This window comes from Microbacterium oxydans (genome assembly GCF_900095745.1).
Classification (GTDB): domain Bacteria; phylum Actinomycetota; class Actinomycetes; order Actinomycetales; family Microbacteriaceae; genus Microbacterium; species Microbacterium oxydans_B.
Genome location: NZ_FMIR01000015.1, coordinates 203,453 through 222,501 on the forward strand (window position 1 = coordinate 203,453; position 19,049 = coordinate 222,501).

17 protein-coding genes are annotated in these 19,049 nt (G+C 70.7%); 4 read left to right on the top strand and 13 right to left on the bottom strand.

The window, feature by feature from the left end; genetic code table 11:
- The first annotated feature begins 13 nt into the window (after nucleotides 1-13).
- From kdpC to BQ2383_RS09045, 3 genes are read left to right on the top strand one after another with little or no spacing between them, the layout of a single operon-like run.
- A complete protein-coding gene (gene kdpC, locus BQ2383_RS09035) occupies nucleotides 14-616 on the top strand; it encodes a potassium-transporting ATPase subunit KdpC (protein ID WP_091032746.1) in 603 nt (200 codons plus the stop codon).
- Entirely contained in the window at nucleotides 613-3,174 is a 2,562-nt protein-coding gene (locus BQ2383_RS09040) for an ATP-binding protein (RefSeq protein WP_091032750.1), read from the top strand. Before kdpC ends, BQ2383_RS09040 begins: the two co-directional genes overlap by 4 nt.
- Nucleotides 3,171-3,842, top strand: coding sequence for a response regulator (locus BQ2383_RS09045; RefSeq protein ID WP_091032752.1), 672 nt, complete (start codon nucleotides 3,171-3,173; stop codon nucleotides 3,840-3,842). The genes BQ2383_RS09040 and BQ2383_RS09045 overlap by 4 nt, the downstream gene beginning before the upstream one ends.
- Here BQ2383_RS09045 and BQ2383_RS09050 read toward each other — a convergent pair.
- Together BQ2383_RS09050 and BQ2383_RS09055 are read right to left on the bottom strand one after the other, a co-directional pair.
- Nucleotides 3,824-4,627, bottom strand: a complete 804-nt coding sequence (locus BQ2383_RS09050; protein WP_091033283.1) for a tryptophan-rich sensory protein — start codon at nucleotides 4,625-4,627, stop codon at nucleotides 3,824-3,826. The genes BQ2383_RS09045 and BQ2383_RS09050 overlap by 19 nt on opposite strands.
- Before the next feature lie 85 nt (nucleotides 4,628-4,712).
- On the bottom strand, nucleotides 4,713-5,279 hold the full coding sequence (locus BQ2383_RS09055) for a TetR/AcrR family transcriptional regulator (protein ID WP_091032757.1): 567 nt from the start codon (nucleotides 5,277-5,279) through the stop codon (nucleotides 4,713-4,715).
- Nucleotides 5,280-5,375: 96 nt separating this feature from the next.
- On the opposite strand from BQ2383_RS09055, the gene BQ2383_RS09060 reads away from it, so the two are divergent.
- A complete protein-coding gene (locus BQ2383_RS09060; RefSeq protein ID WP_091032760.1) occupies nucleotides 5,376-6,218 on the top strand; it encodes an alpha/beta fold hydrolase in 843 nt (280 codons plus the stop codon).
- A gap of 97 nt (nucleotides 6,219-6,315) precedes the next feature.
- On the opposite strand, the gene BQ2383_RS09065 is transcribed toward BQ2383_RS09060, so the two are convergent.
- The 11 genes from BQ2383_RS09065 to BQ2383_RS09115 all read right to left on the bottom strand — a co-directional run bounded on the left by BQ2383_RS09065 (nucleotide 6,316) and on the right by BQ2383_RS09115 (nucleotide 18,950).
- On the bottom strand, nucleotides 6,316-8,406 hold the full coding sequence (locus tag BQ2383_RS09065; protein WP_091032762.1) for an iron ABC transporter permease: 2,091 nt from the start codon (nucleotides 8,404-8,406) through the stop codon (nucleotides 6,316-6,318).
- The gene (locus BQ2383_RS09070) at nucleotides 8,403-9,434 is read right to left on the bottom strand and encodes an ABC transporter substrate-binding protein (protein ID WP_091032764.1); all 1,032 of its coding nucleotides are present in this window, start codon (nucleotides 9,432-9,434) and stop codon (nucleotides 8,403-8,405) included. Before BQ2383_RS09070 ends, BQ2383_RS09065 begins: the two co-directional genes overlap by 4 nt.
- 31 nt (nucleotides 9,435-9,465) lie before the next feature.
- On the bottom strand, nucleotides 9,466-10,302 hold the full coding sequence (locus tag BQ2383_RS09075; protein ID WP_091032767.1) for an ABC transporter ATP-binding protein: 837 nt from the start codon (nucleotides 10,300-10,302) through the stop codon (nucleotides 9,466-9,468).
- Nucleotide 10,303: 1 nt separating this feature from the next.
- Entirely contained in the window at nucleotides 10,304-11,266 is a 963-nt protein-coding gene (locus tag BQ2383_RS09080; RefSeq protein ID WP_091032770.1) for a siderophore-interacting protein, read from the bottom strand.
- Nucleotides 11,256-12,056: an ABC transporter ATP-binding protein gene (locus BQ2383_RS09085; protein WP_091032774.1), complete on the bottom strand. Its 801-nt coding sequence runs from the start codon at nucleotides 12,054-12,056 to the stop codon at nucleotides 11,256-11,258. Before BQ2383_RS09085 ends, BQ2383_RS09080 begins: the two co-directional genes overlap by 11 nt.
- On the bottom strand, nucleotides 12,053-13,135 hold the full coding sequence (locus BQ2383_RS09090; RefSeq protein ID WP_091032777.1) for a FecCD family ABC transporter permease: 1,083 nt from the start codon (nucleotides 13,133-13,135) through the stop codon (nucleotides 12,053-12,055). The genes BQ2383_RS09085 and BQ2383_RS09090 overlap by 4 nt, the downstream gene beginning before the upstream one ends.
- On the bottom strand, nucleotides 13,132-14,181 hold the full coding sequence (locus BQ2383_RS09095; RefSeq protein ID WP_091032779.1) for a FecCD family ABC transporter permease: 1,050 nt from the start codon (nucleotides 14,179-14,181) through the stop codon (nucleotides 13,132-13,134). Before BQ2383_RS09095 ends, BQ2383_RS09090 begins: the two co-directional genes overlap by 4 nt.
- Nucleotides 14,182-14,214: 33 nt before the next feature.
- Complete coding sequence (locus BQ2383_RS09100) at nucleotides 14,215-15,243, bottom strand: iron-siderophore ABC transporter substrate-binding protein (protein WP_091032782.1); 1,029 nt, start codon at nucleotides 15,241-15,243, stop codon at nucleotides 14,215-14,217.
- Between the two features lie 193 nt (nucleotides 15,244-15,436).
- Nucleotides 15,437-15,640, bottom strand: coding sequence for a cold-shock protein (locus BQ2383_RS09105; protein WP_017831237.1), 204 nt, complete (start codon nucleotides 15,638-15,640; stop codon nucleotides 15,437-15,439).
- Nucleotides 15,641-15,714: 74 nt separating this feature from the next.
- Complete coding sequence (locus BQ2383_RS09110) at nucleotides 15,715-18,603, bottom strand: helix-turn-helix transcriptional regulator (RefSeq protein WP_167381580.1); 2,889 nt, start codon at nucleotides 18,601-18,603, stop codon at nucleotides 15,715-15,717.
- A 56-nt stretch (nucleotides 18,604-18,659) separates the two neighbouring features.
- Nucleotides 18,660-18,950, bottom strand: a complete 291-nt coding sequence (locus BQ2383_RS09115; RefSeq protein ID WP_091032787.1) for a hypothetical protein — start codon at nucleotides 18,948-18,950, stop codon at nucleotides 18,660-18,662.
- Nucleotides 18,951-19,049: the final 99 nt, after the last annotated feature.

The following is a 19,049-nucleotide window of genomic DNA, read 5'->3' on the forward strand; positions in this document are numbered from 1 at the left end:
AAGGAACCCAGACATGTCCTCCACTCGCACCGCCGCCCGCACCACCGGGGTCGCCATCCGCGCGATGCTCGTCCTCACCCTCGTGCTCGGCGTCGGCTACACGCTCCTGGTCACGGGCATCGGGCAGCTCGCCCTCCCCTGGCAGGCGAACGGCTCACCCCTCCCCGACGACAGAGGCAGCTCACTGATCGGCCAGCCGTTCACGGATGCCGACGGCGAGGCCCTGCCGGAGTACTTCCAGTCCCGCCCCTCCGCGGCCGGCGACGGCTACGACGGGGCAGGGTCCAGCGGCAGCAACCTCGGCCCGGAGAACCCCGACCTGGTCGCGTCCATCGCCGACCGCCAGGCCGCGATCGCGGAGCGCGAGGGTGTGAAGGCATCCGAGGTGCCGGCCGACGCGGTCACGGCTTCCGGATCGGGCCTCGACCCCCACATCAGCGTCGCCTACGCCCTGCTGCAGGTGCCGCGCGTGGCCGAGGCGCGCGGGCTCCCGGAACAGCAGGTGCAGGACCTCGTGGAGTCTAGGATTCAAGGGCGGGATCTGGGATTCCTCGGCGAAGAGCGCATCAATGTCGCCGAGCTCAACCTCGCGCTGGACGGCCAGGAGGGCGAATGAGCGCAGATCGGACGCATCGCCCGACGTCGGAGCAGTCGCGTCGTGGACGCCTCCGTGTGCTGCTGGGTGCCGCTCCCGGCGTGGGCAAGACGTTCGAGATGCTCGCCGAGGGGCGGCGCCTGCGCGAAGAGGGACACGACGTCGTCATCGCGATCGTCGAGACCCATGAGCGCGCGGCCACCCTCGCGCAGACGGTCGGACTGCCGGAGGTGCCCCGCCGCGTCGACGACCATCGCGGCGTCGCCCTGACCGAACTCGATCTCGACGCCGTGCTCGCCCGGGCTCCCGAGATCGCCCTGGTCGACGAGCTCGCACACACGAACACCCCCGGCTCGCGGCATCCGAAGCGCTGGCAAGACGTGGACGACCTGCTGGCCGCCGGCATCGACGTCGTCACCACCGTCAACGTGCAGCACATCGAGTCGCTCAACGCCGTGGTCGAGAAGATCACCGGCATCGCACAGCAGGAGACGATCCCGGATGCCGTGGTGCGGGCGGCGGACGAGATCGAGGTCGTCGACCTGGCGCCCCAGTCGCTGCGGGATCGGCTCTCCGCGGGGCTGGTGTACCCGGCCGAACGGATCGATGCCGCCCTGTCGAACTACTTCCGCCTCGGCAACCTCACCGCACTGCGCGAGCTCGCCCTGCTCTGGCTCGCCGACGAGGTCGACAGCGCCCTGCGCACCTACCGCGCCGAGCAGGGGATCGAAGGGAATTGGCAGGCCAGGGAACGCGTCGTCGTCGCCCTCACCGGCGGACCGGAAGGCGAGACGCTGCTGCGTCGCGGTGCACGGATCGCCGCCCGCTCGGCCGGAGGAGAGCTGCTGGCCGTGCACATCTCGGCCCAGGACGGACTGCGCAACGAGACCCCGGGCGCCCTCGCCGCGCAGCGCACCCTCGTGGAATCCCTTGGCGGCAGCTACCACCAGGTGGTCGGCGACGACATCCCGGCCACCCTGGTCGAGTTCGCACAGGGAGTGGACGCCACGCAGCTCGTCATCGGCGTCAGCCGTCGCAGTCGACTCGCGGCCGCGCTCACCGGTCCCGGCATCGGCTCGGAGGTGATCCGCCGCTCGGGCGACATCGACGTGCACATCGTCACCCACGCCGCCGCGGGCGGACGCCTCGCCCTGCCACGGATGACCGGCGGGGCACTCGGCTGGCGGCGGCAGCTGCTGGGCTTCGCGGTCGCCCTCGTGTTCGGACCGCTGCTGTCGTGGGGGATGTTCACCTTCCGCAGCCCCGAGTCGATCACGGCCGAGGTGCTCGCGTACCAGCTGCTCGTGGTCGTGGTCGCCCTCATCGGCGGCATCCGTCCTGCCGTGTTCGCCGCGGTGCTGTCCGGCGTCACACTGGACTTCCTCTTCGTCGCGCCGCTGTTCACCATCACGATCGCGCATCCGCTGCACGTGCTCGCCCTCGCCCTGTACGTGCTCATCGCGATCCTGGTGAGCATCATCGTCGACCAGGCGGCCCGACGCGCCCGCACCGCGCAGCGCGCCACCGCCGAAGCCGAGCTGCTCGCCGCTGTCGCCGGCAATGTGCTGCGGGGCGACAACGCGGTGCTGGCCCTCGCCAGCCGCACCCGGGAGGCGTTCGGGCTCAGCGGCGTGCGTGTGCTCTCCCCCGACGGCGACGTGCTCGCGAGCGACGGGGAGCCGGTCGCCGACGGACGCGCCACGAACATCCCGGTCGGCTCACGCCCCGGCGGCGGCCCGCGCGCGGTGCTCGAACTGAACGGCGAACCGCTGGCCGGGCCCGAGCGTCGGCTGCTCGACGCGATCGTCGCACAGCTGTCGGCCGCGCTCGAGCACACCGACCTGCGAGCGACCGCGAGCGAGGCCGAGGCCCTGGCCGAGACCGACCAGGTGCGCAGCGCGCTCCTGTCGGCCGTGAGCCACGATCTGCGGCGCCCGCTGGCCTCGGCCGTCGCGGCGATCGGCGGGCTCCGCGGTGCGCACGAGCTCTCGGCATCCGACCGCGCGGAGCTGCTCGCCACCGCCGACGAGAGCCTCGCCACGTTGTCGACCCTGGTCACCGACCTGCTCGACGTCAGCCGCGTGCAGGCCGGGGTGCTCGCCGTCTCCGCCTCGCGGATGGATGCCGCCGGCACGGTGCTCGCCGCCATCGACGAGCTCGGACTGGGCCCGGCCGACGTCGAGCTCGCCCTCGACCCCGAGCTGCCGCCGGTGTTCGCCGACCCGGTGCTGCTGCAACGGGTGCTGGTGAACGTGCTCGCCAACGCGCACCGCCACGCGCCCGAGGGCAGCCGCGTGATCGTCTCGACCAGCACCCTCGGCGATCGCGCCGAGATCAGGGTGATCGACCGCGGCGACGGCGTCTCGCCCGAGCGGCGGGACCGCATCTTCCAGCCGTTCCAGCGCTTCGGCGACACCGACAACACCACGGGCCTCGGGCTCGGGCTCGCCCTGTCGCGCGGGTTCGCCGAGGGCATGGGCGGTACCCTGACACCCGAGGACACCCCCGGCGGGGGCCTCACCATGGTCATCTCCCTGCCGCTCGGCGCAGGGCATCACGACACGGAGGAGACGGAGTGAAGCTCCTCATCGCCGACGACGACCCGCAGATGGTGCGGGCGCTGCGGATCACTCTCGCCGCCCACGGATATGAGGTCGTCGTGGCGGCCGACGGTGCCGCCGCGGTCGCCGCCGCCGCGCAGACGCACCCCGACCTCATCATGCTCGACCTGGGCATGCCCCGGCTCGACGGCATCGAGGTCATCCAGGCGCTGCGCGGATGGACGAACGTGCCGATCATCGTGGTCTCCGGCCGCACCGGTTCTGCCGACAAGGTCGAGGCGCTGGATGCCGGCGCCGACGACTTCGTGACGAAGCCCTTCCAGATCGACGAACTGCTCGCCCGGCTGCGGGCGCTCTCCCGCCGGTCGATGCCGGCGAACGGGGAGTCGACGGTGGTGTTCGGCGACGTCGTGGTCGACCTCGCGACGAAGACGGTCACCCGCGCCGGCACCCGCGTGCACCTGACGCCGACCGAGTGGCGGATGCTCGAGCACCTGTCGCGGCATCCGGGAGCCCTGGTCACCCGGCAGGATCTGCTGAAGGAGATTTGGGGCAGCGAGCAGGTCTCCGACTCGGGCTACCTGCGGCTGTACATGTCGCAGCTGCGCAAGAAGCTCGAGCAGGAGCCGGCCGCGCCGGTGCACCTGCTCACCGAGGCGGGGATGGGCTACCGGCTCGTGCTCTGAGCGGCGCGTGCACGGCGACGCAGCACCGCCGCGACCCCGACGACGACGAGCAGCACGGCCACGATGATCGCGGTGATCGCCGTCGGGGTGCTCTCGGGCTCCCCGGTGAGGCGCCCGACCGCGAGCCAGGCCAGACCCCAGGCCGTCGCGAGGGCGGGGGCGATGCGACCTGTCGCCCACGCGGCAGCGGCACCGATCACCAGGACGACGACCAGCACGGCGATCGCCCAGGCATCCGCCGCCTGCGCCCAGCTCTCGGGCGCGATCTGGGTCAGCCAGGCCGCCGTGTTCGCGACCGTCGCGATCGTCACCCAGCCGAAGTGCAGACCGTTCGCCCCGTCGGTGAGGATGCGGTCGGCGAGGTTGCGTGCCGGGAAGCGCCCCAGCACCACGATCACCCGGGCGAGCACGGCCAGCAGCAGCGCGATCACCACGACCGTGAGCCAGAGCGTCAGAAAGCGCGCGGTGACCAGCCACAGCCCGTTCAGCACCATCGACGCAGCGATCCATCCGCCCACGGCCTGCTGGCGAGCATCCTGCCGCTGTGCGGGAAGCGCCTGCCACACCGTGTACGCGATGAGCCCGATGTAGATCAGGGACCAGATCGAGAAGGCGGGGCCGGCGGGCGCGAGGTATGACCCCTGCGCCGAGAGCGCGCCGTCCTGCAGGTCGTCGACGGATGCTCCGCCGAAGGCTCCTGCGCCCACGGCGGCCGCGATCAGCATGAACGATGCCGCCGCGATGATCAGGCTCTGCCGGCCGATGCCCTTCGTTCGTGAGTCCATGGTCGCGACCATACGGCGTGAGACGGCCGGTGCGCATCGGGGTTGACACCCGCCGAGGTTTTCGCTAACCAGGTTAGGAAAAACCTCAGGCCCGGGTGAAGGCCGCGTCGATCAGGACCTCGGCCGCACCGCGCGCCTGCACGGCCACGGAGGGGTCTTTCGAGATCGCCGCCGTACTCTGTGCCCCCTCGGCGAGGATCGACAGCTGTGCGGCGAGTGCCGCGGGTGCACCGGTGTCGGCGACCAGGCCCGCCATGTACTCCTGGAACGACGCCTTGTGCGTGCGCACGATCTCGGCGACCTCGGGGTTCGTCCCGCCGAGCTCGCCGAACGCGTTGATGAACGCGCAGCCGCGGAAGTCGTCGGCGCAGAACCAGTTCTCGAGGTACCCGTAGACCGCGAGGAGGCGGGCGCGCGGGTCGTCGCCGGCATCCGTCACCGCCGTCGACAGTCCGGACTCCCACTGGGCGTGCCTGCGGGCGAGGACGGCGGTGACGATGTCGGTCTTCGCGGGAAAGAGGGAGTAGAGGCGGCGCAGCGACACGCCGGCCGCCGACCGCAGCTCGTCCATGCCCACCGCCGCGAACCCCTTGCGGTAGTAGAGCTCCTCGGCAGCGGCGAGGATGCGTTCGCTGGCGTCGTCTTCGGTCATACCCAGAAGTTTACTTGACATGAGAACGAACGTTCTCTAGATTGTTCATATCGAGCGAGAACGGTCGTTCTCACCGCAACCGAAAGGACCAGGATCATGGGTTACATCACCGTCGGAAACGAGAACAGCACCCCGATCGAGCTCTACTACGAAGACCAGGGTTCCGGTCAGCCCGTCGTCCTGATCCACGGCTACCCGCTCGACGGCCACAGCTGGGAGCGTCAGACCCGCGAGCTCCTCGCCCAGGGCTACCGCGTCATCACCTACGACCGCCGCGGCTTCGGCGGATCTTCCAAGGTCAACGACGGCTACGACTACGACACGTTCGCCGCCGACCTGAACACCGTGCTCGAGACCCTCGACCTGCGCGACGTCGTGCTCGTCGGCTTCTCGATGGGCACCGGAGAGCTCGCCCGCTACGTGGCGAAGTACGGCCACGACCGCGTCGCGAAGCTCGCCTTCCTCGCCTCGCTCGAGCCCTTCCTGGTGCAGCGCGACGACAACCCCGAGGGCGTGCCGCAGGAGGTCTTCGACGGCATCGAGGCTGCCGCCAAGGGCGACCGCTTCGCCTGGTTCACCGACTTCTACAAGAACTTCTACAACCTCGACGAGAACCTCGGCTCGCGCATCAGCGAAGAGGCCGTGACCGGCAGTTGGAACGTCGCGATCGGCAGCGCACCCGTCGCCGCCTACGCGGTCGTCTCGTCCTGGATCGAGGACTTCCGTGGCGACGTCGAGGCTGTCCGTGCCGCGGCCAAGCCCACCCTGATCCTGCACGGCACGAAGGACAACATCCTCCCGATCGACGCGACCGCGCGCCGCTTCCACCAGGCGGTGCCGGATGCCGACTACGTCGAGGTCGAGGGCGCCCCGCACGGCCTGCTCTGGACCCACGCCGACGAGGTCAACGCCGCGCTGAAGGACTTCCTCGCGAAGTAACCCCGTTCGATTCGCGCAAATGGTCCCATTTCTCCTGGAGATGGGACCATTTGCGCGATTCGAGGCTGGAAGCGACTCGACGGCGGAAGCGACACGGCTACGCGTCGCGCGAGCGCCAGAGCAGCCAGACGAAGTACGGGGCTCCGATCAGCGCGACCACGAGTCCGGCGGGCAGCTGGGCGGGGGCGATGACCGTACGCCCGATGGTGTCCGCGACTCCGACGAGCAGACCGCCCAGCAGCACCGCGACCGGGATCACCCTGGCGTGCCTGGCACCGACGAGTGCGCGCGCCGCATGCGGGGCGACGAGCCCGACGAAGCCGATCACACCGATCGCCGTCACGCTGAGGGCCGCGAGCACCGCCGCCACGACCAGCAGCGTCAGCCGCACGGGCTCGAGGCGGATGCCGACGAGCCGCGGGGTGTCCTCGTCGAGCGACAGCACGTCGAGCTCACGACGGCTCATCACCACGAACGGCAGCGCGATGGCCAACACGATCGCCAGCGGCAGCACCTGCTCCCACACCCGGCCGTACGTGGTGCCCGACAGCCAGGTGTAGATCTTCGGGGTGTCCCAGGGGTTCGACCTCAGCAGGAAGAAGGTCGTGAGCGACACGGTGAAGTACGAGACGCCGATGCCGATCAACAGGAACCTGTCGGCGTTCAAGCCGCCGCGCCACGACAGCAGGTACACGAGGGCGAAGGCCAACAGCGCACCGGCGATGGCACCCGCGATCATGCCCGCGGTGGAGGAGACGGCACTCGTGATCACGAGCACCGCGCCGAGGCCGCCGCCGCCCGTGACGCCGAGGATGCTCGGGTCGGCGAGCGGGTTCCGGCTCACCCCCTGAATGATGGCGCCGGACAGCGCGAGCGCCCCACCGGCGACGACCGCGGCCACGATGCGCGGCGCCCGCTCGTCCAGCGCGAAGGCGATCGCGGGCGGAGCCTCACCCTGCAGCCACAGCGCGATGTCGCCGGTGAGCAGCCAGGTGTGCCCGGCGAGCAGGCCGAGGACCAGTACCCCGATCACCCCCAGCACGACGATCGCCATGGTGATGCGGAAGCGGAGTCGGCTGCGCACGCCGAACCGCACCCGCGGAGGCTCTCGCGTCGGCCCGGCATCGCGCAGGCGCCGCGCCATGAGCACGAGCACGATCGCTCCGAGGAGCGTGGTCGCGACACCGGTCGGGATGAGGATCGCCGCCTCGGCCCCGATGATCGCCCGCAGCAGAGCATCCGAGAGGATCACGACGATCGCGCCGAGAAGACCTGCCGCCGGGATCAGGAGCAGGTGGCGGTTCAGACTCGGCACCACCCGCGTCAGCAGGCGGGCGAGCACAGGCGCGCACAGCCCGACGAAGCCCATCGGCCCCGCGAGCGTCACCGACACCGCGGTGAGCGTGACGGCGAGCAGGATGCCGATGGCCCGCGTCGAGCGGATCGGCACACCCAGGGAGGATGCCGTGTCGTCGCCGAGCGCCAGGATGTCGAACCGCCGCGCGAGCAGCAGGGCCGCCGCCGTCACCACGACCACGACCGGTGCCGCCTGCAGGAACGCGGTCAGCCCCAGCTGCGACAGACTGCCGCTTCCCCACGCCAACAGACCCTTGGTCTCCTCGTCGAAGAGGATGAGCAGGGTCGAGGTGCCGGCCTGGAACGCGAGGGCCAGCGCCGTGCCCGCGAGGATCAGCCGCGTGGTCGACGACCCCGCGCCACCGGCGAGGCCGAGCACGATCCCCGCGGCGATGAGGCCGCCGGCGAACGCGACAGCCCCCGAGGCCCACACCGGCACCGCGATGCCGAACGCCGCGAGGGCCGTGACTGCGAGGTAGGCTCCCGCGGTCACGCCCAGCGTGTCCGGCGAGGCCAGAGCGTTGCGGGCGAGCGACTGGAGGAGGATGCCGGCCACGCCGAGCGCCACCCCCACGGCGATGCCCGCGGCGAGGCGTGGAACCCTAGACCCCCACAGCACCTCGGTATCGGCGAACACGGCGCCGCTCGTGCCCTGGGTGAGATGCCAGCAGGCGACGGCGACGAGCACGACCGCGAGGGCGACGAGCACGCCGATGCCCGTCAGCAGGGCGCCCGGCCTGCGCCCCTCCGCCCCGTCGGGCGCGACGCCGGGAGCCGGGCGCGCCGGCTCCGTCGTGGCCGCCGCGTCGTCGAGGCGAAGGGCATCCGTCACTTCGAGAGCACCTCGACGTAGCCGTCGATGATCTGCTGGGTGGAGCGCGGTCCGCCGAACGTCCAGATCCCGGCGGGGAACGCGGTGAGGCGGTCATCGGCCACGGCGGGCAGCGAGGTCCAGGCCGGGTTGTCCTGCAGGGCGTCGATGAAGCTCTCCGACTCGGGGTCTTCGGTGCCGGTGTAGAACAGGCTGGCGTCGCCGACCGTGGTCATGCCCTCGACGTCGGTCTGGCCGAGGCCGTAGGTGGGGTCGACCTCGCCGGTCCAGGCGTTCTCGAGACCGAGCTTCTCGCCGATCTCACCGACCAGCGAGCCCTGACCGAACGGGCGCAGCGCGACGTTGCCGCCGTCGACCCAGCCGTCGAAGAACACGAACTCCTTCGTGGGCAGGTCGAGATCCGCGAGTTCGGCCGATGCCGAGTCGAGGTGCGCCTGGAACTCGTCGGCGACGACCTCGGCGCGCTCCTCGCGGCCGGTCACCTGGGCGATGAGATCGAGCGTGCCGAGCATCTTCGCGATGGGGTCGGCGGCATCCGCACCGATGGTCGCGAGCACGGGCACGTCGTAGGCCTCGAGCTGGGAGACGATGGGGTCGTCCGCGGCGCTGACCTCGACGATCACGAGGTCGGGCTCGGTGCCGAACAGCGTCTCGAGGTTCGGCTCCTGGCGGGTGCCGACATCGGTCACACCCTCCGGGAGCTCTTCCGCGGTGACCCACGTGCTGTAGCCCTCGGCGTCGGCGACCGCGACCGGGGTGACGCACAGCGACAGCGCATCCTCGATCTGCTGCCACTCCAGCACCGCGATCCGCTCGGCGGGCTTGTCGAGTTCGACCGTGCGGCCGAGGTCATCCGTGACGGAGACGGCGCCCGTCGAGGTCGCGGTGGTGTCGTCGCCGCAGCCCGCGCTCGTCGAGGCCGAGGCATCGGAGTCGGAGGCGGCGGGGGCCTGAGTGGTGCCGCAGCCGGCGAGGGCCATCACGAGCGCGCCGCCGAGGGCGATCAGGGCGAGGGGCTTCTTCTTCATTCGGTTCTTCCTCCGGGAGGGGTGAGGGGGTTCAGGATGCTGCGCGGGCGCGGTGCCGGCCGTGGTGACGACCGCGCGGGAGCACGCGCACGAGGCCGGTCTCCTCGTCGATCTCGGTGTCGATCCGCAGGCCGTACACGTGCGAGAGGTTCTCGCCCGTGAGCACCTCGGCGGGGGTGCCCGCCGCGTGCACTCGACCGGCGTGCAGCAGCACCACGTCGTCGGCGACGGATGCCGCGTGGTCGAGGTCGTGCAGCACGACGCCGAGGGCGGTGCCGTGGTCGTCGGCGAGCTCGCGCACCAGGTCGAGCGTCTCCACCTGGTAGCGCAGGTCGAGGTGGTTGGTCGGCTCGTCGAGGAGCAGCACGCCCGTCTCCTGCGCCAGCGCGGTCGCCAGCCACACGCGCTGCAGTTCGCCGCCCGAGAGCTGGTCGACGGGGCGGGCGGCCATGGCGCGGAGTCCGGTCAGTTCGAGCGCCCGCGCGACGGCGGCGCGGTCGGCGTCACTGACGCCAGAGAAACGGCCCCGGTGCGGATGGCGGCCGTACGCCACGACGTCGGAGACCTCGATCCCGGACGGATGCGGCCGCGACTGCGAGAGCATCGCGACGGCCTTGGCGAACTCCTTCGCCGAGAGGGCGGCCGCGTCACGCGTCTCGTCGCCGCCGATGCGGACCCTCCCCGCCTCGATGCGGTGCAGGCGGGCGAGGGCGCGCAGGACGGTCGACTTGCCGCTGCCGTTCGGTCCGATGAGGGCGGTGACCCGTCCGGGCGCGAGGCGCAGCGAGACGTCGTGCACCACCCGGGCTCGGCCGTATCCGAGCACGAGGGATTCGCCCTGCAGGGCGTGGGGCGCTGTCGTCGTCATGTCAGCCCCGCATCGCGACGCCGCGGCGCCAGTAGCCCATGAACGCGACCTGCCCGCGGTCGACGCCGAGGTCCTTGACGAGGTGGCGGCGCAGGGTAGTGACCACGCCGCTCTCCCCCGCGATCCAGAAGTAGCGCTCGGCCGGAGCATCCGCCCGGTCGATCTCTTCCCCGAGGCCGGAGTAGTCCGGCGTCTCCCAGAGCAGATCTTCGCCGTCGATGTCCTTCACCCGGATCTCCTCGGCGGCGTCGGCGTCTCCGAGGTAGCCGAGCACCGCGGGGATCAAGCGCAGACCGTGCGGGTCACCCGCGTCGCGCGGCAGCCAGTGCACCTCGACACCGGCCGGCACGTCGATGCGCAGGATGTCGGCGGGCGACGGCACCTCGATGAAGGCCACTCCGCGCAGGTCGCGGGGCGCGTCCTCCAGGATGCGGGCGATGGCGGGAGCCGCCGTCTCGTCGCCGGCGAGCACGACCGATGCCGCGGTGCCCGGCGCGAACTCGGCGCCGCCGTGGGCCTCCACGTCCACGCCCCGCCGCGGTCCGACCAGGTAGAGCTCCTGCCCGACCGCGGCCTGACTCGCCCAGAGCGACGCGGGTCCGGTGAGCCCCGGCTCGAGGTGAAGCACGAAGTCGACGTCCACCTCGGTGCCGGTCTCGGGATCGACCCGCAGCTCGCGCACGGAGTAGGTGCGCATGGAGCCGCGCTCCTCCTCCGGCACCGCGAGGAACGACTGCCACCAGTTGTCCGAGGCTCGATCGAGTTCGGGGAGGATGCCGGATGCCGGCGGGAAGACCAGCTTGATGCGGCTGTCGAACACCTCGCCGGGCGTGCCGAACTCGAACAGGTCGTCGCCACCGAATGTCACGCGCACGAACGAGGGCGAGACGCGGACGACGGCGCGCACCTCGGCGCGGGTGAGGATGTAGGTCGGACGCTCGGTGGTGGTCGTCTCAGCGGACATGATGCCTCCCGATGGGTGTGACCATCGGCTTGCCGGAGACCGGGTCGATGGTGATCTGATTGGCGAGGCCGAAGACCTCTTCGACGAGCTGTGCGGTGACGATGTCCTGCGGGGCGCCCGTCGCGTGCACCCGGCCGTCCTTCATCGCGACCAGCTCGTCGGCGTAGCGGGCCGCGAGGTTGAGGTCGTGCAGCACCATGACGATGGTGGTGCCGCGCGAGACGCTCAGGTCGGTAAGCAGGTCGAGGACCTCGACCTGGTGCGCGACGTCGAGGAAGGTCGTCGGCTCGTCGAGCAGCAGGATGTCGGTCTCCTGCGCGAGGGCCATCGCGATCCAGACGCGCTGCCGCTGTCCGCCGGAGAGCTCGTCGACGCTGCGGTCGGCGAGGTCGGTGATGCCGGTCGCGTCGAGGGCGTCGGCCACCACCTCGTAGTCGTGAGTGCTCCACCGCGCGAGCATCTTCTGGTGCGGGTGCCGTCCCCGCCCGACCAGGTCGGCCACCGCGATGCCCTCCGGTGCCACGGGCGATTGCGGCAGCAGGCCGAGGATGCGGGCGACCTCCTTGGTGGGCCGGGCGTGCACGGACTTTCCGTCGAGCACGATCTGGCCCTCGGTCGGCGACAGCAGGCGGGCGAGCGAGCGCAGCAGCGTCGACTTGCCGCATCCGTTGGCCCCGACGATGGTCGTGATGCGCCCGGGCGCGATCTGCAGGTCGAGGCCGTCGACGACGGTGCGGTCGCCGTAGGCCAGACTCACGCCTTCGGCGGACAGGCTGTGCGAGACGGTCATAGCGAACCCCCGGAGCGGTTGGTGCGGATGAGGAGGTAGATCAGGTACGGAGCGCCGACCACGCCGGTGACGACGCCGACCGGATAGCGGGTGCCGAAGGCGAACTGGCCGATGAGGTCACCGCCGAGCACGAGCACGGCCCCGACGAACGCCGACGGCAGGAGCAGGTTGGCACCCGGCCCCGTGATGCGGGCGGCGATGGGTCCGGCCATGAACGCGACGAACGCGATAGGACCGGTGGCCGCCGTCGCGAAGGCGAGCAGCGCGACCGCTCCGAGGATGAGCAGCAGGCGCGTGGCGTTGACCCGGATCCCGAGGCCGGCCGCCGAGTCGTCCCCGAGCTGGAGGGCGCCGAGCGCGCGGCCCTGCGACAGCATCAGCGGCACGATCACGGCCGCGGCGATCGCCATCGGCAGCACCCGCTCCCACGACGCGTTGTTGAGGCTTCCGGTCAGCCACTGCATCGCGGTCTGGATGTCCCAGTTCGCGGCGCGCGACAGCATGTACGAGATGACGCTCTGCAGCATCGCGGCGACGCCGATGCCGATCAGGATCAGGCGGGTGCCGGCGAAGCCGCCCTTGATCGAGAGCAGGTAGATCGCGAAGGCGGTGACGACGGCACCGCCGAGGGCGAGCAGCGACACCACCGGCCCGTTCACCGACAGCACGACGATTCCGAAGACCGCGGCCGCCCCGGCGCCGTTCGAGATGCCGATGATGTCGGGAGAGGCGAGCGGGTTGCGCAGCATCGTCTGGAAGCAGACGCCCGCCATGCCGAAGCCGATCCCGGTGAGGACGGCCAGGATCGCCCGGGGCAGCCGCAGATCGCCGACGGTGAAAGACGCTCCGGGCACGGTCTCGCCCAGGATCACGCGGATGACCTCGTCGAGCGGGTAGAACGTGTTGCCCACCATGAGGGCGACCGTGAACAGCACGAGCAGCAGGATGCCGAGCACGATCGTCGCGATCGCGTGGCGGCGGTGGCGCGCGCGACGTCCCGCGACGATGCGTGCGATCCGCGCGGATGCCGGCTCGTCGGCGCGGTCGAGGGTGTGCTCGGTGTGCTCGGTCGTGCTCACAGCTCACGCACCTTCTGCCGACGGACGATCCAGATGAAGAACGGGGCGCCGATGATGGCGGTGATGATGCCGACCTGGATCTCCTCCGACGAGGGCGAGATCACGCGGCCGATGATGTCACTCGCGGTCAGCAGCGCGGCACCGGCGATGGCCGAGAACGGCAGCAGCCAGCGGTGATCGGTGCCCACCAGCATCCGGCACATGTGCGGGACGATGAGGCCGACGAAGCCGATGGGCCCGGCGATGGCCGTCGCGGCTCCCGCGAGGATCACCGCGCCGAGCGCCGAGATCATGCGCGTGCGGAACACGTGCTCACCGAGGCCCTTGGCCATGTCGTCGCCCAGGGCGAGCGAGTTCATGCCGCGCGCACTGAGGAAGCAGATCAGGGCTCCGACCGCGAGCACCGGCGCGGTGAGCGCGATGCGGGGCCACTCCGCACCGCCGACGCCGCCGATCTGCCAGGACTGGAACGTCTGCAGCAGGTCGACGCGGGGCAGCATCACCGCACTGATCAGCGAGGCGAAGGCCGCCGAGGTCGCCGCCCCCGCGAGGGCGAGCTTGAGCGGCGTCGCGCCCCCGCGCCCGAGGGAGCCGACCGTGTAGACGAAGACGGCGGCGATCCCGGCCCCCGCGATCGCGAACCCCATCTGCCCGTAGGGGTTGCTGAGCCCGAAGAAGGCGATGCCGCAGACGACCGCGAGCGAGGCGCCGTTCGAGACGCCCAGGATGCCGGGATCGGCGATGGGGTTGCGGGTCACGGCCTGCATCGTGGCACCGGAGAGGGCGAGCGCGGCGCCGACGAGGAGGGCGAGGACCGTGCGCGGGATGCGCTTGACGATCGCGGCCTGGGAGATCGTGTCGGTGTGGCCGCCGAGGGCCGCGACGATGTCGTCGAACGAGACCGCGCGCACACCGAACGAGATCGACAGGATGCTGAGGATGACCAGGACCACGAGCCCCACGAGCAGCCAGAGGGTGCGCACCAGCACCGGGCGCCGCAGGTCTGCGGCTCCCGGTGCGGGGGCGATGACGGTTGCTGAGGTCACTGGGGATTCACTCCGCTGATGCGGATCGAACGGCTACTTCGACAGCGGCGCAGCCAGGAGTGCGAGGTAGTCGCTGAGGCCCCACGGGATGGACAGCGGCGACGGGTTCGCGGACGCGGCGACCGGCGTCGCGTTGGGGAGGATGGCGATGCGGCCCTCGGCGATGGCCGGGATCTTCGACAGCAGCGGGTCGGCCTGGAGCTGAGCGATGAGCGCGTCGTCGCCGTAGGTGACGAACACGTCCACGTCGGCGAACTTCGCGACCTCCTCCGCGCTGACCGTCAGGTCGAACTTCTCGGTGTCTGCGGTGTCTTCCACGATCGACGGGAACGGCAGACCGAGGTTGTCGTGCAGGTAACCGGGGCGCGTATCGATCGCCGTGTAGTAGCCGATCTGGCTCAGGTCGGCCGGGTCGAGGTACGCGAACAGGACCTTCTTGTCCTTGAGTTCGCTGTTCGCCTCGAGCGCGGCCTCGGCGTCGGCGTGCAGCTCGTCGATCAGTGCGTCGCCCTCATCCTCGAGGCCGAGTGCCTTCGAGTTCATCTCGATCATGTCGTCGACCGAGGTGCCCCACTTGACCTCCGGGAACGCGACGACCGGGGCGATCTTGGAGAGGGTGTCGTACTCCTCCTGGGAGAGACCGGAGTAGGCAGCCAGGATCACGTCGGGCTCGGTGTCGGCCACGGCCTCGTAGTCGATGCCGTCGGTCTCGTCGAACAGGACCGGCGTCTCGGCGCCCAGCTCGTCGAGCTTCTCCTCGACCCAGGGCAGCACGCCGTTGCCGTCGTCGTCGCCCCAGGAGGCCTTGCTCATGCCGACCGGGACGATGCCGAGCGCCAGCGGCACCTCGTGGTTTGCCCAGGCGACCGTCGCGATGCGCTCGGGCTTCTCGGTGATGGTGGTCTCGCCGTAGGCGTGCTCCACCGTGACGGGGAAGGCATCTGCCGAGGCCGGGTTGCCACCGGCGGTGCCGGTCGATTCCGGCGCGGAGGAGGCGCAGGCGGACAGGCCGACCGCGAGTGCAGCGGCCGCGCCGATGGCGAGGATTCGAGAGGTGCGCACAGGCGTTCCCTTCGGGGTTCGGGGTGAGGGGGCGGCGCGAGAGGTGCGCCCAGCCTTTGGTAAGCCTGGCCTAATCTAACACGGAGGTTAGGGCGACCTCACTTCGAGTCCCGGTACCCCGCGCAGCTGCGGGCACAGAAAAAGCCGGCCGGATCCGTGAGGATCCGGCCGGCTTCAGGAAGTCAGCGCGCGCTCAGAGAGCGCGGATGTTCGCCGCCTGCATGCCCTTGGGGCCACGCTCAGCGTCGAATTCGACCTTCTGGTTCTCGCGGAGCTCCTTGAAACCGGAGCCGGCGATAGCCGAGTAGTGGGCGAAAAGGTCGTCCGAGCCGTCATCGGGAGCGATGAAGCCGAAGCCCTTTTCCGCGTTGAACCATTTCACAGTGCCAGTGGCCATGTGTTTCTACTTTCTGTTGACTTAGCCGTTTACACGGCCTACGCCGAATCGGAACATCCGAGACGCGCGCACAGTCACGCTACCACGGCAGGCTGACCAGAAGCACTGTGCGACGGATTCTTCTGCAGAAGAGCCGCCTCGGTGCGTGTGCTGACCCCGAGTTTCCGCAGTACGGCGGACACATGGACGCTCACGGTCTTGACGCTGATGAACAGCCGCTCGCCGATCTGGCGGTTGCTCAGCCCCTCGGCGATGAGCTCGAGCACCTGCTTCTCCCGCGCTGTCAGCGGGTCGGCGTCGGCGGAAGGCTCCGCGACGAGGCGGAGCCCGAGCCCCGCGTCGGTCGCGAAACGGGCGACGGCGGCCTGCAGCTGCGCATGCCCCAGGGCCTCGGCGATCTCGGCCGCCTCGGCCAGCACGGTCGACGCACCCGCACGGTCGCCGTCGTGCACCCGCATCCGCGCCTGCTCGAGCCGGAGCACGACGCGGAAGGTGACCGGAACATCGTCGCCGTCGGCACACAGCAGCGCCGCATCGAGCGAGTCGGGCTGAGGGTCGAGCAGGGCCACGAGGATCGTCGACCAGGCGTCGTCTTGCAGCTGTGCGGGCTGCGCGAGCCAGGCGGTGCGGATCACCTCGGCCGCATCGGCGACCTCGGACCCCTCTGCCCGCAGCTCGGCGAGGAGTGCCCCGCCCTGCAGCATCAGTCGCCGCTGGTGCAGCAGTGCCGGCCGTTCATCGCGGAGCATCTCGAGGATCGTGTCGAGCGCGCCGCGGAGGTCGCCCGCACTCTCGGCCACCGCGACCGTCATCATCACCCGGTCGTACCAGATCTGCCGCTCCGAGATGCCGGTCTCCTCGAACGCCGGCAGCCACCTCTGCAGCATCTCCGCCGCCTCGGATGACCGGCCGCGCCAGGCCAGCACCCGCACATGGGTCATGCTCATGTACATGCGGAACACCCGCAGAGTGCCCTGCACGAAGTCGCGTGACAGCATCTCTTCGACCCGGTCGATCTCGCCCAGTTCGAGCAGCGGCACGACCATGTTCTGCGCCATGATCGACCCCGACGTGCGCTCGACGCGGAGCTCGCGCGCCCGGCGCAGCCCCTCTTCGGCGACCTCGACGGCCTCACGGTAGCGGCCGAGCAGCGTGAGCAGATCGGAGTAGTTGACGCGGTAGCGCATCTCGGCGTTGGAGCCTGTCGCGAGTTCCCGCGCACGTTCGTATTCGCGCACGCCCGCCTCGACCTCGCCGAGGTGCGCGAGAGAGCCGCCGCGGACGTTCGCGGCGATCGACAGCTGATCCGTGGACTGCGCCCCTGCGGCCCCGCGCTCGGCCTCATCCGCGAGGCGGATCGCCTCTTCACGGTCGCCCGCGATCATGCGGCGACTCGCGAGTTGATTGAGCAGCTCGGCGCGGAAGACCTCGTCGTCGACGTGCTCTTCGGCGATGGCCAGGGCCTGCTGCAGCAGCGGGATCGCGCCGAGACGCCCGAGGTTGACCAGGTACAGCGCCTTGTTGCGCAGAAGTCGCGCGTGCAGACGCGGATCGACCGTTTCGGGGTCGACCTCGGCGAGCGCGAGGTTCGCGACGGCGAGCGCCCGCTCACCGTCGCCCGCGTTGCGGAGGATCGACCCCAGCACGAGAAGCAGATCGAGGCGTTCGACGCCCGCCGCAGCAGCCGCATCGGGGACCAGTGGCCACAGCTCCAACGCAAGCTCGCCGAAGCGGGCGGCGGTCGCGAACGCGTACTGCGACTTCGCATGGCGCATCGCATCGGCGGCGGCGACGAGCGCCTTGCGGTCGTCTTGCGCCAGCTGCCAGTGGTACGCCAGCGCGGCAGCGTCGCCGGTGTCGCTGCCCGCACCCTGGGCCTCGAGCGACTCGGCATAGGCGCGATGCAGCCGGGCGCGCTCACCCGGGAGCAGATCGTCGTGCACAGCCTCACGAAGGAGGGCATGCCGGAACCGGTAGTCGTCGTCGACCACGACCAGGATGCCGCTGCGCGTCGCCTCGCGGATCGCCTCGTCGAGCTGCTGCTCCGGGACATCGACGAGACGGGTGATCAGCGGATGCGACAACGGGCGCTCGGCACCGGATGCGACCTTGACGACATGCTGCGCAGCGTCGCCGAGCCGATCGAATCGGGCCAGCAACAGGTCGCGGAGGCCATCCGGCAGTGGGCCGTTCGAGCATCCCGCGATCTCTTCGACGAAGAACGGCACGCCCTCCGCTCGCTCCTGCATGCGGTCGAAGGCGGCTTCGGAGAGCGGACTGCCGGTGATCTGCTCGGCCAGTTCCCGCACCGCGGCTTCGTCGAGCCGGGCGAGCGTGAGGCGCTCGAGCAGACGCGCGCGCGTGGCCTCGCCGATGAAGCGACTCACGGCATCCCCGCGCCGCACGTCATCGCTCCGGCAGGTGAGGAGCAGCAGAATGCGCCCGCGGTCGAGCGCGCGCAGGAGAAAAGAGAGGATGGCGAGCGTCGAATCATCGGCCCAGTGCAGGTCCTCCACCACGAGAACCTGCGGGGCCCGTTCGGCGGCCGCCTCGATGAGCGAGGCGATGGCGTCGCGGAGGCGCTCGGGGCTGGTGCGCTCGCGATCGGTCGGAGCGTCGACGAGCTCGGGCAGCAGCATCCCCAGCGCCTCGGCGCCCACGCCGACCGACTCACGCACCCGTTCGATGCCCATGCGCGTGACGATCGAGCGGAGGATGCCGGTGAGCGGGCCATAGGGAGTGCGGGAGGCCCCGAGGTCGAGGCACCAGCCCACATGGACGTCGGCGGTGTGCTCGATCTCGGTGGTGAACTCGCGCAGCAGCCGGGACTTGCCTATCCCCGCCTCGCCTTCGACGAGCAGCGCCGCCGGAACGCCCTCGCGCACACCCTCGAACAGCCGGCGCACCTCGGAGAGCTCGGCCGCACGGCCGACCATCGCGGCGCTCGGTGCGGAGGAAGGCATGGATTCATCGTCCCACCCTCCACCGACACCGGGGGCGCGTTCCGCGACGACGATGCTCACCGTGCGGGTGCCGCCGTCGGCTCGCATCCGGAGCTCGCCCGCTCCGAGGCCGCGTGCCCCACGCCGGGACGCGCGTTCGTGGCGCTGCGGCCCGCGTCGCGTGCACCCACAGTGCTGGCCGTCGATCCACGGAAAATGCGCGTCAGCGTCCGACGCACCGCCCCCGGGGAACGGGGCACGATCTGGTCGGCGTGCTCGATGAGCATGCGCCGCCGCGCGGCTGCGCGTTCCATCTCCTCCTGCTGGTAACCGGTGTACTGCTCGGTGAAAAACGTGTGCTCGAACATGGGATCTCCTCGGCGGTGTGCGGTATCCCTACACTCCGCTCTGAGGTGCCCGGCCGACATCGGACGGATTCCCTATCTTTCTGCCGCCGATGACTAGGG

Coding starts and splice junctions, on each gene's coding strand:
- kdpC (WP_091032746.1), top strand. CDS start 14: ATGTCCTCCACTCGCACCGCCGCCCGCACCACCGGGGTCGCCATCCGC.
- BQ2383_RS09040 (WP_091032750.1), top strand. CDS start 613: ATGAGCGCAGATCGGACGCATCGCCCGACGTCGGAGCAGTCGCGTCGT.
- BQ2383_RS09050 (WP_091033283.1), bottom strand. CDS start 4,627: ATGGACTCACGAACGAAGGGCATCGGCCGGCAGAGCCTGATCATCGCG.
- BQ2383_RS09055 (WP_091032757.1), bottom strand. CDS start 5,279: ATGACCGAAGACGACGCCAGCGAACGCATCCTCGCCGCTGCCGAGGAG.
- BQ2383_RS09060 (WP_091032760.1), top strand. CDS start 5,376: ATGGGTTACATCACCGTCGGAAACGAGAACAGCACCCCGATCGAGCTC.
- BQ2383_RS09070 (WP_091032764.1), bottom strand. CDS start 9,434: ATGAAGAAGAAGCCCCTCGCCCTGATCGCCCTCGGCGGCGCGCTCGTG.
- BQ2383_RS09075 (WP_091032767.1), bottom strand. CDS start 10,302: ATGACGACGACAGCGCCCCACGCCCTGCAGGGCGAATCCCTCGTGCTC.
- BQ2383_RS09080 (WP_091032770.1), bottom strand. CDS start 11,266: ATGTCCGCTGAGACGACCACCACCGAGCGTCCGACCTACATCCTCACC.
- BQ2383_RS09085 (WP_091032774.1), bottom strand. CDS start 12,056: ATGACCGTCTCGCACAGCCTGTCCGCCGAAGGCGTGAGTCTGGCCTAC.
- BQ2383_RS09105 (WP_017831237.1), bottom strand. CDS start 15,640: ATGGCCACTGGCACTGTGAAATGGTTCAACGCGGAAAAGGGCTTCGGC.
- BQ2383_RS09110 (WP_167381580.1), bottom strand. CDS start 18,603: ATGCCTTCCTCCGCACCGAGCGCCGCGATGGTCGGCCGTGCGGCCGAG.
- BQ2383_RS09115 (WP_091032787.1), bottom strand. CDS start 18,950: ATGTTCGAGCACACGTTTTTCACCGAGCAGTACACCGGTTACCAGCAG.